Consider the following 20,642-nt stretch of genomic DNA (forward strand, 5'->3'; position numbering starts at 1 on the left):
GGATCAGCCCTCCATCACTTCGATGAGCGCGCGCCCGACTCGGGCCGGACCGGGGAAGTAATCCCATTCCTGCGCATGCGGATAAGGCGTATCCCAGCCGGCGACACGCACCACCGGCGCTTCGAGATGGTAGAAACAATGCTCCTGAACCAGAGCCGCAACTTCGGCACCGAAACCGGAGGTCAGCGTCGCTTCGTGAACGATTACACAGCGACCTGTCTTGTTCACCGATTGTACGATGGTATCGAGGTCGAGCGGGAGCAGACTGCGCAAATCGATGACTTCGGCATCGACACCCGTCTCCTCCACCGCGGCAAGGGCGACGTGAACCATCGTCCCGTAAGCGAGAACGGTGGCCGCCGAACCCGGTCTGCGCACCTCGGCCTTGCCGATCGGGATCGCATAATGCCCCTCCGGCACTTCGCCGAGCTCGTGTTTGGACCAGGGCGTCACCGGTCGCTCGTGATGGCCGTCGAAGGGGCCGTTGTAGAGCCGCTTAGGCTCCAGAAAGATCACCGGATCCGGATCTTCAATGGCCGCGATCAGCAAACCCTTGGCGTCGAACGGATTGGACGGCACCACCACCTTCAGTCCGCAGACATGGGTGAAGAGCGCCTCGGGGCTCTGGCTGTGAGTCTGGCCACCGAAAATACCGCCACCGGTCGGCATCCGCACCACGATCGGGCAGGTGAAGTCGCCGTTCGAGCGATACCGGATACGGGCGGCCTCCTGCGTAATCTGGTCGTAGGCCGGGTACATGTAATCGGCGAACTGGATCTCGATGCAGGGCTTTAGTCCGTATGCCGCCATGCCGATCGCCGTTCCGAGAATGCCCGATTCGCTGATCGGCGTGTCGAAGCAGCGGGTCTTGCCGTATTTCGCCTGCAGCCCCTGGGTACAACGGAAGACGCCGCCAAAATAGCCGACATCCTCGCCGAAGACGACGACGTTGTCATCGCGCCCCATCGAGACGTCCATGGCGCTGCGAACGGCTTCAATCATGGTCATTCTGGGCATATCAGTAACCCGCCTTCTGCCGCTGACGACGGATGTGCGTCGGCATTTCCGCGTAAACTCCTTCGAAGATGTCGCGCACCGAAGGTTTGCCACCGGCGTGGAGCGTGCCGTGGCTTTCCGCCTCCTTCTGTGCCTGGATCACCTCGTCCATGATTTCGGATTCGGCCTGCGCATGTCGCTCGACCGACCAGCAGCCACGGGTGATCAGGTGCTTCTTCAGGCGCAGGACCGGGTCGCCGAGCGGCCAGGCCTCCGACTCCGCCTTGGGCCGGTAGGCACTCGGGTCGTCCGAAGTCGAATGGGCACCGACACGATAGGTGACGTATTCAATGAGCGTGGGTCCGAGATTGCGGCGGGCCCGCTCGGCCGCCCAGCGGGCGACCGCATGGACCGCGAGGTAGTCATTGCCGTCGACGCGGAGCGACGGGATGCCGAAACCGAGGCCGCGGGCTGCGAAGGTCCCGGCGCCACCACGGGCGATGCCCTGGAACGTCGAGATCGCCCACTGGTTGTTGACGATGTTGAGGATAACCGGCGCCTTGTAGGTGGAGGCGAAGACCAGCGCCGAATGGAAATCGGACTCCGCCGTCGAACCGTCACCGATCCAGGCCGCCGCAATCCGCGTATCGTTCTTGATGGCCGACGCCATGGCCCAGCCGACCGCCTGGACGAACTGCGTGGCGAGATTGCCGGACACCGTGAAGAAGCCGTGCTCTTTAGAGGAATACATGATCGGCAGCTGGCGGCCGCGCAGTGGATCCTTCTCGTTCGAGAAGATCTGGTTCATCATGTCGACCATCGGGTAGCCGTCGGCGATCAGCAGTCCCGCCTGGCGATAGGTCGGAAAATTCATGTCGCCCTTCGCCAGCGCCTTGCGGAAGGCGCAGCTCACCGCCTCCTCCCCGAGATGCTGCATATAGAACGAGGTTTTGCCCTGGCGCTGCGCCATAAGCATGCGAGCGTCGAACGCTCTGAGGCGCATCATGTCCTTGAGGCCGGCGAGCAGTTCCTCATCCGACAGCAGACCCGCCCAGGGACCGACCGCCTCTCCTTCCCGGTTGAGCACCCGGATGATGGAAAAGGCGAGGTCGCGGATCGTCTCCGGTGCGACATCGACTTCCGGCCGCGGAACCGAGCCCGCCTTCGGGATCTTGACGTTCGAGAAATCGGGCTGGTCGCCGGGCCGGACCTCCGGCTCGGGTACATGCAGGCTAAGACGAACCGTCTCGTTCATGCCTTTCTCCTCCTTGTCGGCTCGACACCATCCGTCCTCCGGGAAGGTAGAGCCGGAAACATTATAGACCGCGTGCAATCACGATGCGCTGCACATCGCTCGTTCCCTCATAGATCTGGCAGATCCGGACATCGCGGTAGATGCGTTCGACCGGATAATCGGACATGTAGCCGTAACCGCCATGGATCTGGATCGCATCGGAGCAAATTTTTTCCGCCATTTCCGAGGCGAATAGCTTTGCCATTGAGGCCTCTGTGAGGCACGGCTCGCCCCGCTCCTTCAGGAGTGCAGCGTGCAGGGTCAGCTGGCGCGCCGCCGCAATCTTCGTCGCCATGTCGGCAAGCCGGAAGGAAACGGCCTGATGCTCGATGATCGGCTGCCCGAAAGCAGTCCTTTCCCGCGCATAGTCCCGCGCCGCCTCGAAGGCCGCACGCGCCATGCCGACCGACTGGGCCGCGATCCCGATGCGCCCGCCTTCGAGATTGGCAAGCGCGATCCGGTATCCTTCTCCCTCCTCCCCGAGCCGGAATTCTGCCGGCACCCGCATATCGTTGAAGGCGATCTGACAGGTATCGGAGGAATGAAGTCCAAGCTTGTTCTCGACACGGACTACTTCATAGCCCGGCGTGTCGGTCGGGACGATGAAGGCGGAAATTCCCTTCTTTCCGAGTTCCGGATCGGTCACCGCGAAGACGATGACGACCTGCCCGTTCTTGCCCGAGGTGATGAACTGTTTTGCACCGTTCAGTACGTAGTGATCGCCGTCGCGGCGAGCACGGGTGCGAAGATTCGAAGCGTCCGAGCCAGCCTGCGGCTCGGTGAGTGCGAAACCGCCGATCCATTCGCCGGAGGCGAGTTTCGGCAGGAAGCGTTCCTTCTGTGCTTCGGTGCCGAATTTGAGAATGGGCACGCAGCCCACGGAACTGTGCACGCTCATAATCGTGGAGCATGGTCCGTCGCCGGCCGCAATTTCCTCGAGTGCTGCGGCATAGGCGACGACGCCCGTATCCGATCCGCCGTAGGTCTCGGGCACCAGCATGCCGAGGAAACCGAGCTCCCCCATTTCCTTCAGCTCCTGCTTTGGGAAGGCATGGTCGACATCGCGCTGGGCCGCGCCCGGCGCCAGCCTTTCGCGGGCGAAATCGCGCGCCATGTCGCGGATCTGTTGCTGTTCCTCGGTCAGTATCATTCCGGCCCCTCCCAGCCCCCTCAGTGCCGCTGCACGGCGATCGCGGTCGCTTCGCCGCCGCCGATGCAGACAGCGGCCATACCGCGCCGCAGGTCATAGCGCTCCAGCGCGGCGAGCAGGGTCACGATAATGCGTGCTCCCGACGCACCGATCGGATGCCCGAGCGCACAGGCTCCGCCATGGACGTTCACCTTGTCATGAGGCAGGCCGAGTTCATGCATCGCCGCCATGGGAACCACCGCGAAAGCCTCGTTGATCTCGAAGAGGTCGACATCCTTGAGATCCCAGCCGGTGCGGACGCCAAGCTTCCGCAACGCATCGACGGGGGCCGTCGGAAAGAGATGCGGCGCCTGTGAATGGGTAGCATGGCCGACGATCGTCGCGAGCGGCGTCCGGCCCTCCCGCTCGGCCTGTGAACGACGCATCAAGACGAGCGCCGCGGCACCGTCCGAAATCGAGCTGGAATTCGCCGCCGTCACCGTCCCTCCTTCGCGGAAGGCGGGACGCAACGTCGGTATCTTGTCGAGTCTCGCTTTTCCCGGCTGCTCGTCGATGCTCACGGTAACGTCCGTCTTGCCGCTGCCGATCGTCACCGGCGTGATCTCTGCCTCGAAATCCCCGCCAGCGATCGCCTTTTGCGCTCGCGTCAGCGATGCGACGGCATAAGCGTCCTGGGCGTCGCGGGTAAAGCCATAGGCCTCCGCGCAGTCTTCCGCGAACGTGCCCATCAGCCGGCCCTTGTCATAGGCATCCTCAAGACCATCGAGGAACATGTGATCGATGACGCGGCCATGCCCCAGCCGATAGCCGCCACGGGCGCGATCGAGCAGATACGGCGCATTGGTCATGCTTTCCATGCCGCCGGCCACCGCGACCGTGGCGCTGCCGGCGAGCAGGAGGTCATGGGCAAGCATTGTGGCCTTCATGCCGGAGCCGCACATCTTGTTGACGGTCGTTGCGCCCGTCGAGACGGGAAGCCCCGCCCCGATCGACGCCTGACGGGCCGGCGCCTGCCCCAGACCAGCGGCGAGAACGCAGCCGAATACCACTTCATCGATTTCATCGGCACCGACGCCGGATCGGGCAAGCGCCGCGCGGATCGCGGCCGCGCCGAGATCCGGAGCCGTCGCGCGCGACAGCACACCCTGAAAGCCGCCCATGGCCGTGCGTGCCGCACCGACGATGACAACCGGGTCCTGAGGCATTCCCTGCATCTCCTGCATCACTGCTCCTTCAACGCGCACCCATGCGCAAAGCTCCGTCGAGACGGATCACCGTTCCGTTGAGCATCCTGTTCTCGCAGATGTGGCGGACAAGACCGGCATATTCCTCCGGATGGCCGAGGCGGGACGGAAAAGGTACGCTCTTGCCGAGTGAATCCTGAACCTCTTGCGGCATGCCCGCCATCATCGGCGTCTCGAAGATGCCGGGCGCGATCGAAACGACGCGGATGCCGTAACGCGCAAGCTCGCGGGCGATCGGCAGGGTCATTCCGACGACGCCGCCCTTCGAAGCGGAATACGCGGCCTGGCCGATTTGCCCTTCGAAAGCGGCGACCGATGCGGTGTTGACGATCACACCGCGCTCGCCGTCTTCGTCCGGCTCCTCCCTGGAGATTGCGGCGGCCGCAAGACGGATCATGTTGAATGTGCCGACGAGATTGATGCTGATTGCCCGCGTGAAGACATCCAGCCGATGCGGACCGTCGCGACCGATCACCTTCTCGCCGGGGGCGATGCCGGCGCAGTTCACCAGGCCGTGGAGGTGTCCGAAGGCCTCCGTTGCGGCTCGAACGGCGGCCGCCGCGTCGTCCTCCGACGTGACGTCGGTTCGCACGAAGCGGACGCTGTTTCCGAATTCCGCGGTGACCTTCTCACCGACCTCGGCATTGACGTCAGCAATGACTGCCCGCGCTCCGGCGGCGGTGAGCGAGTGCACCACGGCAAGACCGAGGCCCGAAGCACCGCCAGTCACGACGAAGACCTTGCCTTCGATCAGCACGGGAAAATTCCCGCTTTCGTAGAACGTGCGATCGTGATCGTTCGATACGCCATCCCGTCCTCCTTCGCAGCATTCCGCACGCGAACCGGCTCCTCCGCCGATCCTTGTTGCCGGACTCTATGCGGACAGTATATTGCAAGCGATGACCAAAGCGGCCAGATTTTTTGGACAGTTTTGCCATATCAGGAGAAGCGAATGGCCGAGCCGAACAGACGGATGATTTCGCCTTCCTTCATCGAGGAAGCGCTCGATTGCCTGCGTCGGCACGGCAAGCCGACCGCACCGGTTCTGGCGTCGGTGGGACTGCCGCCCGTGGTCGACGCTCCGGTCTCGGCCGAGATCTACGGCGCGCTCTGGCTTGCCGTCGCGGCCGAAGTCGACGACGAGTTCTTCGGCATGGGTGCCCGGCCGATGCGCAACGGCAGTTTCACGCTTCTCTGCCATTGCGTGCTGCACGCGCCGACGCTGGAACACGCCCTGCGGCGGGCACTGCGCTTCCTGAACGTGATCCTGGAGGATCCCTCCGGCCGACTCGAGATCAGCGAGGGCCTCGCGGAGATCGTGCTCGAGGACAAGATGGGGCCACGCTCGGCCTTTGCCTACCGCACCTACTGGATTCTGCTGCACGGCATCGCTTGCTGGCTGGTCGGCCGGCGCGTTCCGATCCGCAGGGTCGATTTCCGCTGCGCCGAGCCGCAGCAGGGTGCGGACTACCGGTTGTTCTTCGGCGCTCCGGTCCGTTTCGGGCAGCCGGTCAGCCGGCTCTCCTTCGACCGACAACTGCTCCGTCTGCCGATCGCGCGGACGGAACAGGCGTTGAAGCAGTTCCTCCGAGGGGCGCCCGCCAACATCCTGGTGCGCTACCGGTACGACGCGGGCCTGGCGGCGGGCGTCCGGCGCCGGCTGGGGCAGACCCCACCGTCGAGCTGGGGCAGTTTCGAGGATATTGCGGCGCAGATGCGCATGTCGCCATCGACCCTGCGCCACCGTCTGCAGGCCGAGGGACGGAGCTTTGCCGGCATAAAGGATGAGATCAGGCGGGAGCGGGCCATGGAACTGCTGCTGACGAGTCGAGACAGCGTCGGAGAGATCGCCGCCCAGCTCGGCTTTTCCGAGCCGAGCGCCTTTCACCGTGCCTTCCGCAAGTGGACCTCCAGGAGCCCCGGCGTCTTCCGCCGTGAAGCTGCGGCGGCGCGCGTGCTAGACATCGGACACCAGCGCCGCTCGCCAATGACCGAGATAGGAGCCGACATCGAGTGACGGCGAAATGACGGTCGGGTGTCGCGCCTGTGGCCTGACCCCGGCGAGCAGCGCAGCTCCGAGTGCCGTACCACTCGTTCCCGCGTCCGTGTCGACCGTCACGTCGCGCCCGGTCATCGACGCCATCGCGGCGAGGAAGACGCTGTTCCGGCTCATCGGCCCTTCTACGATGATCGGGCCCGCCGCCTTCACGAGGTCGAGACATGTGACCGTCATCATCGCCACATAGAGCGAGACGGCGGCAACCCGCTCGGCCTCCGACGCAGGCTCACCGATCCACTGTCCCTTGCGGTCCGGGAAAGGTCCTGATCCGTCCACGGCATTGGGCAGGACCATCACGCCCTTGCCAATCACCGCACGGGCGGCCGACTCCATCGCTTCCGGTGACGGTTCAACCACGCCTTGCGTGAGGATCTCGAATTCGCGACCGCCCATGAAGCGGGCCGATGGCACGGGCCGCGCGAAGGTATCGACATTCGAAAGCGTGTCACGCATCGGATCGAGCCCCGCTGGGTCACTCCCCGCCGCGAAGCAGATGACCCAGGTGCCCGTCGACACCACCGAGAAAGGCGGCTGCCTTCCGATGAGATGTGGCAGCAGCGACGCATTGGAATCGTGGATACCGCAATAGACCGGAACGGCCGCATTAAGGCCGATCACTCGGCGGACCTCCGGCAGCACCGGGCCAAGCACGTCGAATGCCGACCGGACCGGCGCCATCAACGTCCTTATCTCGAGCCTGTCGACGAGAGACGAATAAACGCCCTGCCCCGGATTCCAGAGGTCGGTGTGACAGCCGAGCGAGGTTACCTCGTTCGCAGCGACACCCGTCAGGCGGAAGGCCCAGTATTGCGGATAGGTGAGGATCGTCCGGACCCGCGCAAACGCTTCGGAAAAGACAGTCTTCTGATAGTGAAGTTGGGCTCCGAGATTGAGGCCGACCGGAAGCGCCGGCGAACAGGTCTCGGGAAAGGCAGGCCGCAAGGCGGCGTAGTCCGAAACGACGTCGGCCGGATAGCCGTGTTCGTAATCGAGAACCGGCATGGCGAGCCGCCCGTCAGCGTCGAGGAGCGCGGCGCTCGCCCCATGCGTGGTGATCGAGATCGCATCGTAGCCGGGCGCCTCGGCGAATGAAGCGAGAGCGGACAGGATGAACGACCACAGGGCCTCGACGTCGTAGTGGGGATAGGGAGGACCGGCAACCACGCCGTTCGCAGTCCTGCGGATCGCGATCTCGGCACCGGTCTCTCCGTCGAGGACCACCACCTTGGCATTGGTCTTGCCGATGTCGATGACGGCGACGCGCCGTGGACGAGACGCGTTCATGGCAGGTAGAAGACGTTGACCAGATCGACGGCGACGGGCGAATTGTCGGGATTGCTTTCCATGATGTCGGCCATATGCGCCCACCAGCGCCTCATCACCGGATGCTCCGGCAGGCTCGCCATCGTGTGGTCCTTCGGGCGGCTGAGAACGCCGAACAGGATGTTGGTCTCGCGGTCGAGATGGATCGTGTAGTCGCGAACGCCCGCCTCGTGCAGCAGGTCGACCAGGTCCGGCCAGATCTCGTCATGGCGCTTCTTGTATTCCGCCTCCATGCCGGGATGGAGTTTCATCTTGAAGGCGTGTCTTTCGAGTTCGCTCATCGTGCCGCCCTCGCATTGCGGATGCGTCGGCCGATGATCGGCAGCGCGATTGTGACGATCAAGAGCAGGCCGATGAAGATCGACATGACGATGCCGGGCACGTTGAGCAGGCCGAGGCCGAAAGTGACGAGACCCATGACGAAGGCGGCGATCACCACGCCGGCGATCGTGCCGGCACCGCCGAGGATCGACACCCCGCCGAGCACCACCATTGTCACCACCTCAAGTTCCCAGCCCTGCGCGATCGACGGCCGTGTCGAGCCGAGCCGCGAGGTGAGGCAGACGGCGGCAATGCCGCTCATCAGGCCGGTCAGCAGGAAGAGGATGAACTTCACTCGCTCGACCGGAATGCCGGAGAAGCGCGCGGCCAGCGGATTGTTGCCGATCACATAGACCTGCCGGCCGAAATTCGTGGCGTGCAGCAGCACGGCGAACAGCCCGGCCATGACGAGGAAGAGCACGAACTCGAAGGAGAACACCCAGAAGACGTAGCCCTGGCCGAAGAAGGCGAAGTCGGCCGGGTATTTGCCATAGGCCTGGTCGCCGAGCACGATGTAGGAAATGCCGCGAAACAGGCTCATCGTGCCGATGGTCACGACGATCGACGGCAGTCTCAGCCCGGCCACCAGGATGCCGTTGAAGGCGCCGCAGGCGAGACAGGTGCCGATGCCGATCACCACCAGCCCCGGCGCGCCGATGCCCATCTGCGCGGCATAGCCCATGGCGGTGGAGGCGAGCGCAATGATCGCGGCGACCGAGAGATCGATCTCGCCGGCGATGATCAGGAGCGCCATGGCAAAGGCGATCATCGCCTTTTCGGTGAAGTTGAAGGTGGCGTCCGACAGGTTCCAGGCGTCGAGGAAATAGGGCGAGGCCAGCGAGTTGGCGATGAAGATCACCACCGCCACGCCGAACAGAAGCACTTCCCAACTCGCCAGCAGCCGCTTGAACGGCGTGCCCAGCCGGTCGGGGATCTGCCGCCGGGTGGTCGTGGTTTCGGAAGTCGCGGTGCTCATGCGGTCACCTCCTGGCTGTCCTTGGCTGCGCGGTCGCGCAGGATGATGCGGCCCTTCTTGGCCTCGGCCCGGGCGTTGAAGACGACGGCGAGCACGATGACGACGCCGGAGATCGCCATCTGGGCGAAAGGCGAGATGCCGATGACCGGCAAGGCGTTCTTGATCACGCCAAGGAACAGCGCGCCGAGCACGGTGCCGATCACCGAGCCGATGCCGCCGGCGATCGATACGCCGCCGATGACATTGGCAGCCACGCTGTCGAGTTCGAAGCCGGCGGCGATATCGACATAGGCCACCGCATAGCGCGACACCCAGAGATAGCCCGACAGACCGGCGAGCGCGCCCGACAGCACGAAGGCGAGGAAGCGGGCCCGGCCGACATCGATGCCGGCATAGACCGCCGCCGTCGGATTGCCGCCCGCCGCATAGGTAGAGCGGCCGAACGGCGTGCGGGTGAGCACGAACCAGATGAGGAAGACGATGGCGATCGCCGCCCAGGACAGGATCGGCATGCCCAGCACGCTGATGCGCGGCAGGCCGAGGAAGTCCGGCGTCATCTGGTGCGCGTTGACCCAGCTGCCGCCCGAGAGCACGAAGGCCATGCCGCGATAGATGGTGAGCGTGCCGAGCGTGACTACGATCGGCGGGATCTGCAAGAGCCAGACGAGAAAGCCGTTGATCGCGCCGAGTGCCGCGCCGATGCCGATCGCGATCACGATCAGCAGCGCCAGCGGCAGGCCGGGATAGGCGGCATCCAGCATGGCAACCGCCATGCCGGTAAAGGCAAGGTTGGCGGCGACCGAAAGATCGATCGACTTGGTCAGGATGACGGTCATCTGGCCGAGCGCCAGGATGATCAGGATCGAGGTGTCGTTGAAGATCGTCGCCAGGTTGCCCGGCGTGGCGAAATTCGACGCCCGCGTCGAGAAACCGGCGATCATCACGATGATGATCAGCGCCAGCAGGATTTCGCGGTTCTTGAGAAGCCGTTGCATGTCGAATGTCCTTAGCGGTTGCCGGTGGCGGCGCGCACCAGCGTCTCGGCGGTCAGGCCGTCGCGATCGTAGAGCCCGGCCATCAGCCCTTCGTGCATCACCAGCACGCGGTCGGACATGCCGAGGATTTCCGGCAGTTCGGACGAGATCATGATGATCGACAGCCCCTCGCCCGCGAGTTCCGAGATGAAGCCGTGCACGGCGGCCTTGGAGCCGATGTCGATGCCCTTCGTCGGCTCGTCAAGAATGATGACCTTCGGCTGCGTGGCGAGCCATTTGCCAATCACCACCTTCTGCTGGTTGCCGCCCGACAGCGTGCCGACCGGCACCGAGAGTGCGGCGGCGCGCAGGTCGAGCCGCTCGGCATATTTGCGGGCGAGCGACAGTTCGTTGACCACCTTGAGGAAACCGCGCGCGGACGTGCGCGCCAGCGACGGCAGCGACATGTTCTGGTAGATCGGCATTTCGAGCGCCAAGCCATGGCGGCCGCGCTCTTCCGGCACGTAGACGATCCCGGCAGCGATCGCGTCGGCGGGGGTGCGGATCGATATCTCCCGGCCCTCGAGCGACAGCCGGCCGGAGGCCGGCGCGGTGATGCCGAACAGCGACTGACAGAGTTCGGAGCGCCCGGCGCCGATCAGGCCGTAGACGCCGAGGATCTCGCCCTTTTTCAGGTCGAAGGAAATGCCGCGGAATTCGGTGTCGTGGCAATAGCCCTCGACCGCAAGCACCGTGCCGCCGATCCGGGCAGGCACCTTGGGGAAGACGTCATGCACGTCGCGGCCGACCATCAGCCGGACGATCTCGTCCTGCGGCGTGGCTTTCAGCGCGCCGGAACCGACCATCTTGCCGTCGCGAAACACGGCGTAGTTTTCGGCGATTTCATAGACCTCGTCGAACTTGTGGCTGATGAACAGGATCGCCTTGCCCTGGCGCTTCAGCCCCTCGACGATGCGGAACAGGTCGTCGATCTCCTTGCGCGACAGGGCCGCCGTCGGCTCGTCCATGATGACGATGCGGGCCTCGACCGACAGCGCCCGGGCGATCGCGACCAGATGGCGCTGGGCGATCGACAAATCCTTCAGCCGGATGGTCAGGTCGATGCTGCTTTCCAGCTCGGCCAGCAGCTGGCGGGCGCGCTGGTTGATGGTCTTCCAGTCGATCAGGCCGAACCGCGTGCGCGGCGCATGGCCGAGAAAGATGTTCTCGCCGACCGTCAGTTCGTCGAACAGCACGGTTTCCTGGTGGATCGCGGTGACGCCGGCATCGATCGCGTCTTGGGCATTGGCAAAGGCGATCGGCCGGCCGTCGATCAGGATCTCTCCCTCGTTCGGCCGGTAGATCCCGGTCAGGATCTTGACCAGCGTCGACTTGCCGGCACCGTTCTCGCCGATCAGCGCCGTCACCTTGCCCGGATAGAGCGCGATGTTCACGCCATCGAGCGCCTTCACCCCCGGAAAGATCTGCGAAATGCCGCGCATTTCGAGAATGGGCGTATCGGCGGCCAATGGCGCGGTATCGAGAGGTCTGGCTTGAACGGTCATGGTCCGGCTTTGCTTCAAAACCCCTCCCCACCCTCCCCACAAGGGGGAGGGCTTAACCCGGCCGCTACGTCGAAGCTCAATTCGGGCAAGACTGTTGCGGCAAGGTTTCTCCCCCCTTGTGGGGGAGATGGCCGGCAGGCCAGAGGGGGACTTGGTTCACTCAATCAGCGAGTTTCAGCAGATCAGAAGATCTTCGAGAACTCGTCGATGTTCGACGAATTGTAGACGAAGGGATCGGCCATGGCCGCTTCGCCATTGTCGCCGACCTTGATCTTGCCCATGCGGCCGGCTTCGATTTCCGAGCCCGGCGCGCCGTCGGTGTCGCCCTTGACCAGGTGATAGGCGATCTGGGTGGCCGAGTAACCGAGGTCGATCGGGTTCCAGATGGCGAATTCCTTGGTGGCACCCGACTTGATAGCGCCGGCCATTTCGGACGGCAGGCCAAGGCCGGTCACGAAGACCTCACCGATCTTGCCGGCGTCCTTGACGGCCTGCGAGGCGGCGAGAACGCCGACGGTCGTCGGAGCGACGATGACCTTGACGTTCGGCGAGGAGGACAGAAGGCCGTTGGCTTCGCGGTAGCTCTTGTCGGCCAGGTCGTCGCCGTAGACGGTCGTGGTCAGGTTGAGGCCCGGGAAGTCCTTGAGCTGCTTCTTCATTTCCTCGATCCAGATGTTCTGGTTGGTCGAGGTCGTGGTGGCCGAGAGGATGGCGAAGTCGCCCTTGCCGCCTTCGAGATGGTTGGCCGCGAGCTGCAGGCACATCTTGCCGATCAGTTCGTTGGACGACGGGTTGAGGTGCATGATGCGGCCTTCGGCGGCAACGCCCGAATCCCACGAGATGACCTTGATGCCGCGCTGGGCGGCCTTCTTCAGCGCCGGAACGACGGCGTCCGGATCATTGGCCGAAATCGCGATGGCGTCGACGCCCTGGGCGATCAGCGAATTGATGACTTCGATCTGGCCTTCGGCCGTGGTCGTCGTCGGGCCGGTATAGATGATCTCGACGCCGCCGAGTTCCTTGGCGGCTTCCTCGGCGCCCTTGTTGGCAGCCTCGAAGAAGCCGTTGCCGAGCGACTTGACCACGAGTGCGATCTTCATGTCGGCCGCGTTGGCACCGGATGCCATTGCCATGGCGGCAAAAGCCACACCGGCGAGCAGTGTCTTGGACAGTTTCATTTGGTCTTCCTCCCAGGTTGATGGACTGCTTTGAACTCCCCACGCGGCCGGATCACATCATGCGACCGACGTGGTATCCTCCTTCTCGGCCGAAGCCATCGGCTTGACCGTAATGAGCTTGATGCCGGCGTCGGTGACCATGGCGGCCGCCTCGTCGGGAATTTTGTCGTCTGTGATGATCGTCGAGACGTTGTCGAGCGAACACAGGATCAGGCTGGAGCGCTTCGCGAACTTGCTCGAATCGACCATCACGATCAGTTCCTCCGCCTGCCGCATGAGCTTCTGTTCGCTCTGGATGACGAGCGCATCGGATTCCATGACGCCGAGCGCACTGATGCCCTGCGCGCCGATAAATATCCGCCGTGCATAGAAATTGCGGATCGCGTCGTTGTCGAAGGGCGACAGGATCAGGCTCTGGTCGCGATAGATCGCCCCGCCCGGCACCGACACTGTGCACTTGGAATGCTTCACCAGGTGCTCGGCGATGGCGAAGGAATTGGTCATGACCTGCAGGCGGCGCGCCGACATGAAATGCACCATCTGGAAGGTCGTCGTGCCCCCGTTGATGATGATCGAGTCGCCTTCCTCACACAGATCGACCGCGGCGCGCGAAATTGCGCGTTTCTTGTCGATATTGACCGATTCCGAAACGCGGAACGGTCGCGCGGCGAGATTTCCAAGTTGCGGCGGATGCACTGCCTCGGCCCCGCCACGAACCCGACGGAGCTTTCCCTGCACGTGAAGCGACGCGATATCCCGGCGGATCGTGGCCTCTGAAGCCTCGGTCAGCTCGGCGATATCCTGCACGGTGATAACCGGCTTTTCCTGGATCGCGCTTAATATGATGCGATGACGTTCGCGTTCGTGCATGGGCTCCTCCTGAGCGTGATTTATCCGGATTGTTTTTATGCTGTCAATCACAAACGATCAAAAAAGATAATGCTGCGTCGCACAATGAATGTTTATGATCGAAATTGATTGACAACTGTCACCGGGATGCGCGATACCGTCGACCAGAAGGAGATGGGCCGCCTTTGCGCGCCGCCCATGAATCGACATGCACAGGGAGGAAGCAATGACGGGCCAAACCCGCCTTCTCGAAAACCGTTGGGACGACGCTTACGCTGCAAAGCTCGACGAGCCCGGCAAGCTGCTCTACCGGTCCAATCTCTTGGGCGCCGACAAGCGCATCACCAATTACGGTGGCGGCAACACCTCGGCAAAGGTCATGGAAACCGATCCGCTGACGGGCGAGAAGGTTCGCGTCATGTGGGTCAAGGGGTCCGGCGGCGATGTCGGGACGATCAAGCTCGACGGTTTCTCCACCCTCTACATGGACAAGCTCGAAGCGCTGAAGACGCTCTACAAGGGCGTCGAGGACGAGGACCGCATGGTCGGCTTCCTGCCCCACTGCACCTTCAACCTCAACCCGCGCGCCGCCTCGATCGACACGCCGCTGCATGGCTTCGTGCCGTTTACCCATGTCGACCACATGCATCCCGACGCGATCATCGCGATCGCCGCCTCGAAGAACTCGAAGGAGTTGACGCAGAAGATCTTCGGCGACGAGATCGGCTGGCTGCCCTGGCGCCGCCCCGGTTTCCAGCTCGGACTCGACCTCGAAGCGTTCGTTAAGGCCAACCCGACCGCCAAGGGCGTGGTGCTGGAAAGCCACGGCCTGTTCACCTGGGCAAACGACGCCAAGGACTGCTACCTGCTGACGCTCGAGATCATCAACAAGGCGATCGAGTGGTTCGCGAAGGAAACCGAAGGCAAGACGATCTTCGGCGGCGCAGTCGCAAAGAGCCTGCCGGAAGCCGAACGTCGCGCGATCGCCGCAAGACTCATGCCGGAAATCCGCGGCCGCATCGGCAAGGCGGAGCGCAAGCTCGGCCACTTCGATGACCAGGCGGCCGTTCTCGAATTCGTCAACTCCAGGGATCTTCAGGCGCTGGGAAGCCTCGGCACCTCCTGCCCCGACCACTTCCTGCGCACCAAGATCCGCCCGCTGATCGTCGATTTCGATCCGGCGAAGCCCGATGCCGATGCGGTGATCGCAGGCCTCGACAAGGCGCTGGAAGACTATCGCGCCGACTACACGCGCTACTATGAGAGCTGCAAGCACGACAACTCGCCGAAGATGCGCGACCCCAACCCGGTCATCTTCCTGGTCCCCGGCGTCGGCATGCTGTCCTTTGCCAAGGACAAGGCGACCGCCCGCATCGCCGGCGAGTTCTACGTCAACGCCATCAACGTAATGAAGGGCGCCTCGACCGTCTCCGAGTATCAGGGCCTGCCCGAACAGGAAGCCTTCGACATCGAATACTGGCTGCTCGAGGAAGCCAAGCTTCAGCGCATGCCGAAACCGAAGTCGCTGGCCGGCCGGGTGGCCTTCGTCACCGGCGGCGCCGGCGGCATCGGCCGCGCCACTGCCGAACGGCTGATGGCGGAGGGCGCCTGCGTGGTGCTGGCCGACATCGACGCTGGGGCACTCGCCGACACCATGACCGATTTCGCCAAGCGCTACGGCGGTGACAGCGTTCGCTCCGTCACGCTCGACGTGACCAAGGAAGAGGCCGTAGCCTCCACCTTTGCCGAAGCCTGTGTCGAGTTCGGCGGCGTCGACATTCTCGTCTCCAATGCCGGCATCGCCTCTTCGGCGCCTGTCGAGGACACGACGCTTGCGATGTGGAACAAGAACATCGACATCCTGGCGACCGGCTACTTCCTCGTCTCGCGCGAGGCCTTCCGCCTCTTCCGTCGCCAGGCGATCGGCGGCAACATCGTCTTCGTCGCCTCGAAGAACGGCCTTGCCTCCTCACCGAACGCGTCCGCCTATTGCACGGCGAAAGCCGCCGAGATTCACCTCGCCCGCTGCCTGGCACTCGAAGGTGCGGACGCCGGCATCCGCGTCAACACGGTCAATCCGGATGCAGTCCTGCGTGGTTCGAAGATCTGGAACGGCGAATGGCGCGAGCAGCGCGCTGCTTCCTCCAAGATCGAAGTCTCGGAGCTCGAGGAGCACTACCGCAAGCGCTCGATGCTGAAGCTCAACGTCTTTCCAGAAGACATCGCCGAGGCCATCTACTTCCTCGCATCCGACTCGTCTGCCAAGTCGACCGGCAATATCATCAACGTGGACGCCGGCAACGCCCAGAGCTTTACGCGCTGAGATCACGAGGTCTGCCCGTCGCCGGTGTCTCCCAAGACCGGCGACGGGCTTCTTTTCGGGAGGAGGACAAAGATGACGGAACTGAAGATTTCGCAGGGGTTCATAGCCGGTGAAAACGAAAAGCGCGCCGACGCCCACAGGGCCGACTACGCCGCGCTCGGCGAAAAACTCGCACGCAGCAACATCGACATAGACGCGATCACCGCAAAGGTCGCGGACTTCTTCGTCGCAGTTCCCTCCTGGGGCGTCGGCACCGGCGGCACACGCTTCGCCCGCTTCCCCGGCCCCGGCGAACCGCGCCACATCTTCGACAAGCTGGAGGACTGCTCGGTCATCAACGAACTGACCCGCGCCACGCCGACAGTGTCGCTGCATATCCCGTGGGACAAGGCGGACCCGAAGGAACTGAAGACAAAGGGCGACGCCCTCGGTCTCGGCTTCGACGCGATGAACTCCAACACCTTCTCGGACACGTCCGACCAGGCACATTCCTACAAGTTCGGCTCGCTCAGCCACGTGGATGCGGCAACCCGCCGGCAAGCCGTCGACCACAACATCGAATGCATAGAAATCGGCAGGGCGATCGGATCAAAAGCGCTCACCGTGTGGATCGGCGACGGCTCGAATTTCCCCGGCCAAGCGAACTTTACGCGCCAGTTCGAACGCTATCTCGCCGCCATGGGCGATATCTACAAGGCTCTGCCGGACGACTGGCGCCTCTTCACCGAACACAAGATGTATGAGCCCGCCTTCTATTCGACGGTCGTGCAGGACTGGGGGACGAACTACCTGATCGCCCAGACGCTCGGGGAGAAAGCCTTCTGCCTCGTCGATCTCGGCCATCACGCACCGAACACCAACATCGAGATGATCGTTGCGCGCCTCATTCAGTTCGGCAAGCTAGGCGGCTTCCACTTCAATGATTCGAAATACGGCGACGACGACCTCGATGCCGGTTCGGTCGAACCCTACCGCCTCTTCCTCGTCTTCAACGAGCTGGTCGACGCCGAAGATCGCGGTGCCAGGGGCTTCCACCCGGCCCATATGATCGACCAGAGCCACAATGTCACCGACCCGATCGAAAGCCTGATCTCGAGCGCCAACGAAATCCGTCGCGCTTACGCTCAGGCCCTGCTTGTGGACCGTGCGACGCTGCAAGGGTACCAGAACGACAATGATGCGCTGATGGCATCGGAGACGCTCAAGCGTGCCTATCGCACGGATGTCGAGCCTATACTCGCAGAAGCCCGTCGCCGTCACGGTGGCGCGATCGATCCCGTGGCCACGTATCGTGCCAGCGGCTATCGGGCCAAGGTCGCAGCCGAACGGCCGGCGACCAAGGGCGGTTCCGGCGGTATCGTCTGATCCCGCACCGACGGCACGGCAAAACGTCGATGCGCCGCGCTCCGGCTCCCACCGGAGCGCGTTTGCATGCGTATCAGATGATCATCCGGTTATCCCGCCACCTTCCGCCGGACGCGAGCGAAAGCCGGTGTGGCTCGGCCGCCGCACCTCGCAATTTGCCGATCCTGCAACGGGGGAAAGAGCACTCGTCGACAGGCTCCGGCAAGACCTGGTTAACCTTTATTTTCTAGTAAGATTGCCAGTGTCTGTTGTTCGCGTTCGAGAGATGTGCAGGTAGCCATGCGTTTCAGCCGTTCGAATTTCTCAAGCTTTACCAGTAACTTGGAAAAGGAACGGAAGGGGGCGGAGGCCGGAAGCGAAGAACCGCGCAGGCCGGCGGCGATTCCGGCGGACCCGCAGACGGCGGCCTCGGGCGACACGGCGCGCAACACCGATTCGATTGCCGCGAGCGAGATAGAAGGCCGCGGCGACGCCCCGATCTGGCAGAGGGCCTTTGTACTCGGACCGAACGTCCGCTTCACCCGCACACCCGATACGGCGCTGCCGAAGCGGGCCGCGCCGGCAACCGCAAGCGCACCTCGTCCCGTGCCTGAACCTCCGGTTGCCGTTCCAGCCGCGCCGGACAGCCCGCCATCCATGCCAACGAAAAACGCCGAGCGCATAATTGCGCGGCCGGAATTTCTGCCGCAGCCGCCCGATGCCGCCGGCGCACGCGCCCTCAGCTATCGGCTCCGTCGCGAACTCGCGCGAAGCCGGCAAACCGAGGAGACATCCACCGAGACCGCAGCGACGCGCGAGAACCTGCCGGCCGCTGCCGCGATCACTCAAGCGACGACGATGACTGCCGTCACACGCCTTGAGGTTGCGCAAAATGACACGGCAGAACAACCGATGGTTCCGGCGGTACCTGTCCCCTCGCCGGCCGACGCTCGATCCTTGCCGCTCACGGCATTCATCTCCGATCACGTCTTCTGGGAGGCAATGACGGAAGCAAGCGACGAGGCGGAGAGTACCGATCTCCTGCTTCAGGTTATCCCACCCGTGGCAGCTGTCATTCCCGCGCCGGCCACCATTCCGGCCCCGGTCGCCACGGCCCCGGCAGCGGTGAAGATGCCGGTCCTCGCACCGCCAGCCGCAGATGAGGATCGGTCGGTCACGTCGCTCTACCGGGAGGTCGGCCTTCACAGGATCAGCCAAGCCCACGCGGGCGCTGCCACCGTTACCGAGGCGGTACCGATATTTTCGACGGCGCCTGAAGAAGCGGCCGCTCCGTCGGCAACGGAGAATGCCGCCGAACAGCTCACGATCCGTGATCGCACGGCGAGTGCCCGAAGCGTATTGGAAGGGGAATACGACTTTCCATCGATCGATCTGCTGCAACTGCCGCAGTCTCAGGAGACACACATCCTCTCGCCCGAAGCGCTGGAACAGAGCGCCGGTCTCCTGGAAAGTGTTCTCGAGGACTTCGGCATCAAGGGCGAGATCATCGACGTTCGCCCCGGCCCGGTGGTCACGCTCTACGAGTTCGAGCCAGCACCCGGCGTCAAGTCCTCACGCGTCATCGGTCTTTCCGACGACATCGCCCGCTCGATGTCGGCACTCTCCGCCCGCGTCGCCGTGGTGCCTGGCCGCAACGTGATCGGCATCGAACTGCCGAACCCTGTCCGTGAGACCGTCTACTTCCGCGAACTCATCGAATCGCGGGACTATACCGAGACCCGCTTCCAGCTGCCGGTCTGCCTCGGCAAGACCATCGGCGGGGAACCGGTCATCGCCGAGCTCGCGAAGATGCCGCACCTGCTCGTTGCCGGCACGACCGGTTCGGGCAAGTCCGTCGCCATCAACACGATGATCCTGTCGCTGCTCTACCGGCTCAAGCCGGAAGAATGCCGCCTGATCATGGTCGATCCGAAGATGCTCGAACTCTCCGTCTATGACGGCATTCCGCATCTCCTGACCCCCGTCGTCACCGATCCGAAAAAGGCGGTGATGGCACTCAAATGGGCCGTGCGTGAGATGGAAGACCGCTATCGCAAGATGTCGCGCCTCGGCGTGCGCAACATCGACGGCTACAACGGCCGCGCCGCCGCAGCCCGCGCCAAGGGCGAGACCATCCTCTGCACGATCCAGACGGGCTTCGACCGGTCGACAGGCGAGGCGGTCTACGAGCAGGAGGAAATGGACCTTTCCCCGATGCCGTACATCGTCGTCATCGTCGACGAGATGGCAGATCTCATGATGGTTGCCGGCAAGGAAATCGAAGGCGCAATCCAAAGGCTGGCGCAGATGGCCCGCGCGGCGGGCATCCACCTGATCATGGCGACGCAGCGCCCGTCGGTCGATGTCATTACCGGCACGATCAAGGCGAATTTCCCGACACGCATCTCTTTCCAGGTGACCTCCAAGATCGACAGCCGCACGATTCTCGGCGAACAGGGGGCCGAACATCTGCTCGGCCAGGGCGACATGCTGCATATGATGGGTGGCGGTCGCATCGCGCGCGTGCACGGGCCGTTCGTCTCCGACCACGAGGTGGAGAAGGTGGTTGCACACCTGAAGACGCAAGGACGGCCCGACTACCTCGGCACGGTCACGGAAGAGGCGGAGGAGAACGAAACCGAAGAGGAGGAAGCCGTCTTCGACCGCTCCGCCATGGGCGAGGAGGATGCAAGCGATCTCTACGACAAGGCCGTGAAGATCGTCATGCGCGACAAGAAATGCTCGACCTCCTACATCCAGCGCAAGCTCTCGGTCGGCTACAACCGGGCGGCATCCCTCGTGGAACGCATGGAGCAGGAGGGGCTCGTCGGTCCAGCCAACCACGTCGGGAAGCGCGCGATCATCGCAGACTCCTCTGACAGGGCGGACGGTGTCGTCTAACGGGAATGGTCGAGAAAAGCGGCCGCGCCGGCCACGGCCGGCCCATGTACTATGTCAATGCGCGCTTTGGGACGAGCGCGGACGTGCCGTCGAGCTTTCTCCGGGCGCCGGCTCCAGACAATGGCGACGGACAGCAGTTTAGGAG

16 protein-coding genes are annotated in these 20,642 nt (G+C 63.7%); 4 read left to right on the forward strand and 12 right to left on the reverse strand.

Annotation, left to right across the window (positions count from 1 at the left end):
• Positions 1–3: 3 nt before the first annotated feature.
• The 5 genes from DFR48_RS19060 to DFR48_RS19080 form a co-directional block, all read right to left on the reverse strand.
• Complete coding sequence (locus DFR48_RS19060) at positions 4–1,017, reverse strand: alpha-ketoacid dehydrogenase subunit beta (RefSeq protein ID WP_114364802.1); 1,014 nt, start codon at positions 1,015–1,017, stop codon at positions 4–6.
• A gap of 1 nt (position 1,018) precedes the next feature.
• Positions 1,019–2,251 (reverse strand): 3-methyl-2-oxobutanoate dehydrogenase (2-methylpropanoyl-transferring) subunit alpha, encoded by a 1,233-nt coding sequence (locus tag DFR48_RS19065; protein WP_112690893.1) that lies wholly within the window; start codon positions 2,249–2,251, stop codon positions 1,019–1,021.
• A 61-nt stretch (positions 2,252–2,312) separates the two neighbouring features.
• On the reverse strand, positions 2,313–3,440 hold the full coding sequence (locus tag DFR48_RS19070) for an acyl-CoA dehydrogenase family protein (RefSeq protein WP_114364803.1): 1,128 nt from the start codon (positions 3,438–3,440) through the stop codon (positions 2,313–2,315).
• Between the two features lie 20 nt (positions 3,441–3,460).
• Positions 3,461–4,645: an acetyl-CoA C-acyltransferase gene (locus DFR48_RS19075; protein ID WP_114364829.1), complete on the reverse strand. Its 1,185-nt coding sequence runs from the start codon at positions 4,643–4,645 to the stop codon at positions 3,461–3,463.
• Positions 4,646–4,673: 28 nt separating this feature from the next.
• The gene (locus DFR48_RS19080; protein WP_114364804.1) at positions 4,674–5,441 is read right to left on the reverse strand and encodes a 3-hydroxyacyl-CoA dehydrogenase; all 768 of its coding nucleotides are present in this window, start codon (positions 5,439–5,441) and stop codon (positions 4,674–4,676) included.
• 195 nt (positions 5,442–5,636) lie between these two features.
• Here DFR48_RS19080 and DFR48_RS19085 point away from each other — a divergent pair, with 195 nt between their 5' ends.
• Positions 5,637–6,701, forward strand: a complete 1,065-nt coding sequence (locus DFR48_RS19085) for an AraC family transcriptional regulator (protein WP_114364805.1) — start codon at positions 5,637–5,639, stop codon at positions 6,699–6,701.
• Here the strand turns inward: DFR48_RS19085 and DFR48_RS19090 are convergent.
• The 7 genes from DFR48_RS19090 to DFR48_RS19120 all read right to left on the reverse strand — a co-directional run bounded on the left by DFR48_RS19090 (position 6,642) and on the right by DFR48_RS19120 (position 13,950).
• Positions 6,642–8,027 carry an FGGY-family carbohydrate kinase gene (locus DFR48_RS19090; RefSeq protein WP_114364806.1) on the reverse strand — a complete coding sequence of 462 codons (1,386 nt, stop codon included), beginning with the start codon at positions 8,025–8,027 and terminating at the stop codon, positions 6,642–6,644. The two genes, DFR48_RS19085 and DFR48_RS19090, sit on opposite strands and share 60 nt — an antisense overlap.
• Entirely contained in the window at positions 8,024–8,347 is a 324-nt protein-coding gene (rhaM, locus tag DFR48_RS19095; protein WP_114364807.1) for an L-rhamnose mutarotase, read from the reverse strand. The genes DFR48_RS19090 and rhaM overlap by 4 nt, the downstream gene beginning before the upstream one ends.
• Positions 8,344–9,363, reverse strand: a complete 1,020-nt coding sequence (locus DFR48_RS19100; protein ID WP_114364808.1) for an ABC transporter permease — start codon at positions 9,361–9,363, stop codon at positions 8,344–8,346. The genes rhaM and DFR48_RS19100 overlap by 4 nt, the downstream gene beginning before the upstream one ends.
• Positions 9,360–10,358, reverse strand: coding sequence for an ABC transporter permease (locus tag DFR48_RS19105; protein WP_114364809.1), 999 nt, complete (start codon positions 10,356–10,358; stop codon positions 9,360–9,362). Before DFR48_RS19105 ends, DFR48_RS19100 begins: the two co-directional genes overlap by 4 nt.
• A gap of 11 nt (positions 10,359–10,369) precedes the next feature.
• Positions 10,370–11,902, reverse strand: a complete 1,533-nt coding sequence (locus DFR48_RS19110) for a sugar ABC transporter ATP-binding protein (protein ID WP_114364810.1) — start codon at positions 11,900–11,902, stop codon at positions 10,370–10,372.
• A 182-nt stretch (positions 11,903–12,084) separates the two neighbouring features.
• The gene (gene rhaS / locus DFR48_RS19115) at positions 12,085–13,080 is read right to left on the reverse strand and encodes a rhamnose ABC transporter substrate-binding protein (RefSeq protein ID WP_114364811.1); all 996 of its coding nucleotides are present in this window, start codon (positions 13,078–13,080) and stop codon (positions 12,085–12,087) included.
• A 57-nt stretch (positions 13,081–13,137) separates the two neighbouring features.
• The gene (locus tag DFR48_RS19120; RefSeq protein ID WP_114364812.1) at positions 13,138–13,950 is read right to left on the reverse strand and encodes a DeoR/GlpR family DNA-binding transcription regulator; all 813 of its coding nucleotides are present in this window, start codon (positions 13,948–13,950) and stop codon (positions 13,138–13,140) included.
• Positions 13,951–14,155: 205 nt separating this feature from the next.
• Here DFR48_RS19120 and DFR48_RS19125 point away from each other — a divergent pair, with 205 nt between their 5' ends.
• The 3 genes from DFR48_RS19125 (at position 14,156) to DFR48_RS19135 (ending at position 20,497) form a co-directional block, all read left to right on the forward strand.
• Positions 14,156–16,252, forward strand: a complete 2,097-nt coding sequence (locus DFR48_RS19125; protein ID WP_114364813.1) for a bifunctional rhamnulose-1-phosphate aldolase/short-chain dehydrogenase — start codon at positions 14,156–14,158, stop codon at positions 16,250–16,252.
• A 72-nt stretch (positions 16,253–16,324) separates the two neighbouring features.
• Positions 16,325–17,617 (forward strand): L-rhamnose catabolism isomerase, encoded by a 1,293-nt coding sequence (rhaI, locus tag DFR48_RS19130; RefSeq protein WP_114364814.1) that lies wholly within the window; start codon positions 16,325–16,327, stop codon positions 17,615–17,617.
• A gap of 279 nt (positions 17,618–17,896) precedes the next feature.
• Entirely contained in the window at positions 17,897–20,497 is a 2,601-nt protein-coding gene (locus tag DFR48_RS19135) for a DNA translocase FtsK (protein ID WP_114364815.1), read from the forward strand.
• The last annotated feature ends 145 nt before the right edge of the window (positions 20,498–20,642 follow it).

This window comes from Ciceribacter lividus (genome assembly GCF_003337715.1).
In the GTDB taxonomy this organism is placed as follows: Bacteria; Pseudomonadota; Alphaproteobacteria; order Rhizobiales; family Rhizobiaceae; genus Allorhizobium; species Allorhizobium lividum.

Excerpts from the sequence above, each read along its gene's own strand:
- DFR48_RS19060 (WP_114364802.1), bottom strand. The coding sequence starts at position 1,017 with ATGCCCAGAATGACCATGATTGAAGCCGTTCGCAGCGCCATGGACGTC.
- DFR48_RS19065 (WP_112690893.1), bottom strand. The coding sequence starts at position 2,251 with ATGAACGAGACGGTTCGTCTTAGCCTGCATGTACCCGAGCCGGAGGTC.
- DFR48_RS19070 (WP_114364803.1), bottom strand. The coding sequence starts at position 3,440 with ATGATACTGACCGAGGAACAGCAACAGATCCGCGACATGGCGCGCGAT.
- DFR48_RS19075 (WP_114364829.1), bottom strand. The coding sequence starts at position 4,645 with ATGCCTCAGGACCCGGTTGTCATCGTCGGTGCGGCACGCACGGCCATG.
- DFR48_RS19085 (WP_114364805.1), top strand. The coding sequence starts at position 5,637 with ATGGCCGAGCCGAACAGACGGATGATTTCGCCTTCCTTCATCGAGGAA.
- DFR48_RS19090 (WP_114364806.1), bottom strand. The coding sequence starts at position 8,027 with ATGAACGCGTCTCGTCCACGGCGCGTCGCCGTCATCGACATCGGCAAG.
- rhaM (WP_114364807.1), bottom strand. The coding sequence starts at position 8,347 with ATGAGCGAACTCGAAAGACACGCCTTCAAGATGAAACTCCATCCCGGC.
- DFR48_RS19100 (WP_114364808.1), bottom strand. The coding sequence starts at position 9,363 with ATGAGCACCGCGACTTCCGAAACCACGACCACCCGGCGGCAGATCCCC.
- DFR48_RS19105 (WP_114364809.1), bottom strand. The coding sequence starts at position 10,358 with ATGCAACGGCTTCTCAAGAACCGCGAAATCCTGCTGGCGCTGATCATC.
- DFR48_RS19110 (WP_114364810.1), bottom strand. The coding sequence starts at position 11,902 with ATGACCGTTCAAGCCAGACCTCTCGATACCGCGCCATTGGCCGCCGAT.
- rhaS (WP_114364811.1), bottom strand. The coding sequence starts at position 13,080 with ATGAAACTGTCCAAGACACTGCTCGCCGGTGTGGCTTTTGCCGCCATG.
- DFR48_RS19120 (WP_114364812.1), bottom strand. The coding sequence starts at position 13,950 with ATGCACGAACGCGAACGTCATCGCATCATATTAAGCGCGATCCAGGAA.
- DFR48_RS19125 (WP_114364813.1), top strand. The coding sequence starts at position 14,156 with ATGACGGGCCAAACCCGCCTTCTCGAAAACCGTTGGGACGACGCTTAC.
- rhaI (WP_114364814.1), top strand. The coding sequence starts at position 16,325 with ATGACGGAACTGAAGATTTCGCAGGGGTTCATAGCCGGTGAAAACGAA.
- DFR48_RS19135 (WP_114364815.1), top strand. The coding sequence starts at position 17,897 with ATGCGTTTCAGCCGTTCGAATTTCTCAAGCTTTACCAGTAACTTGGAA.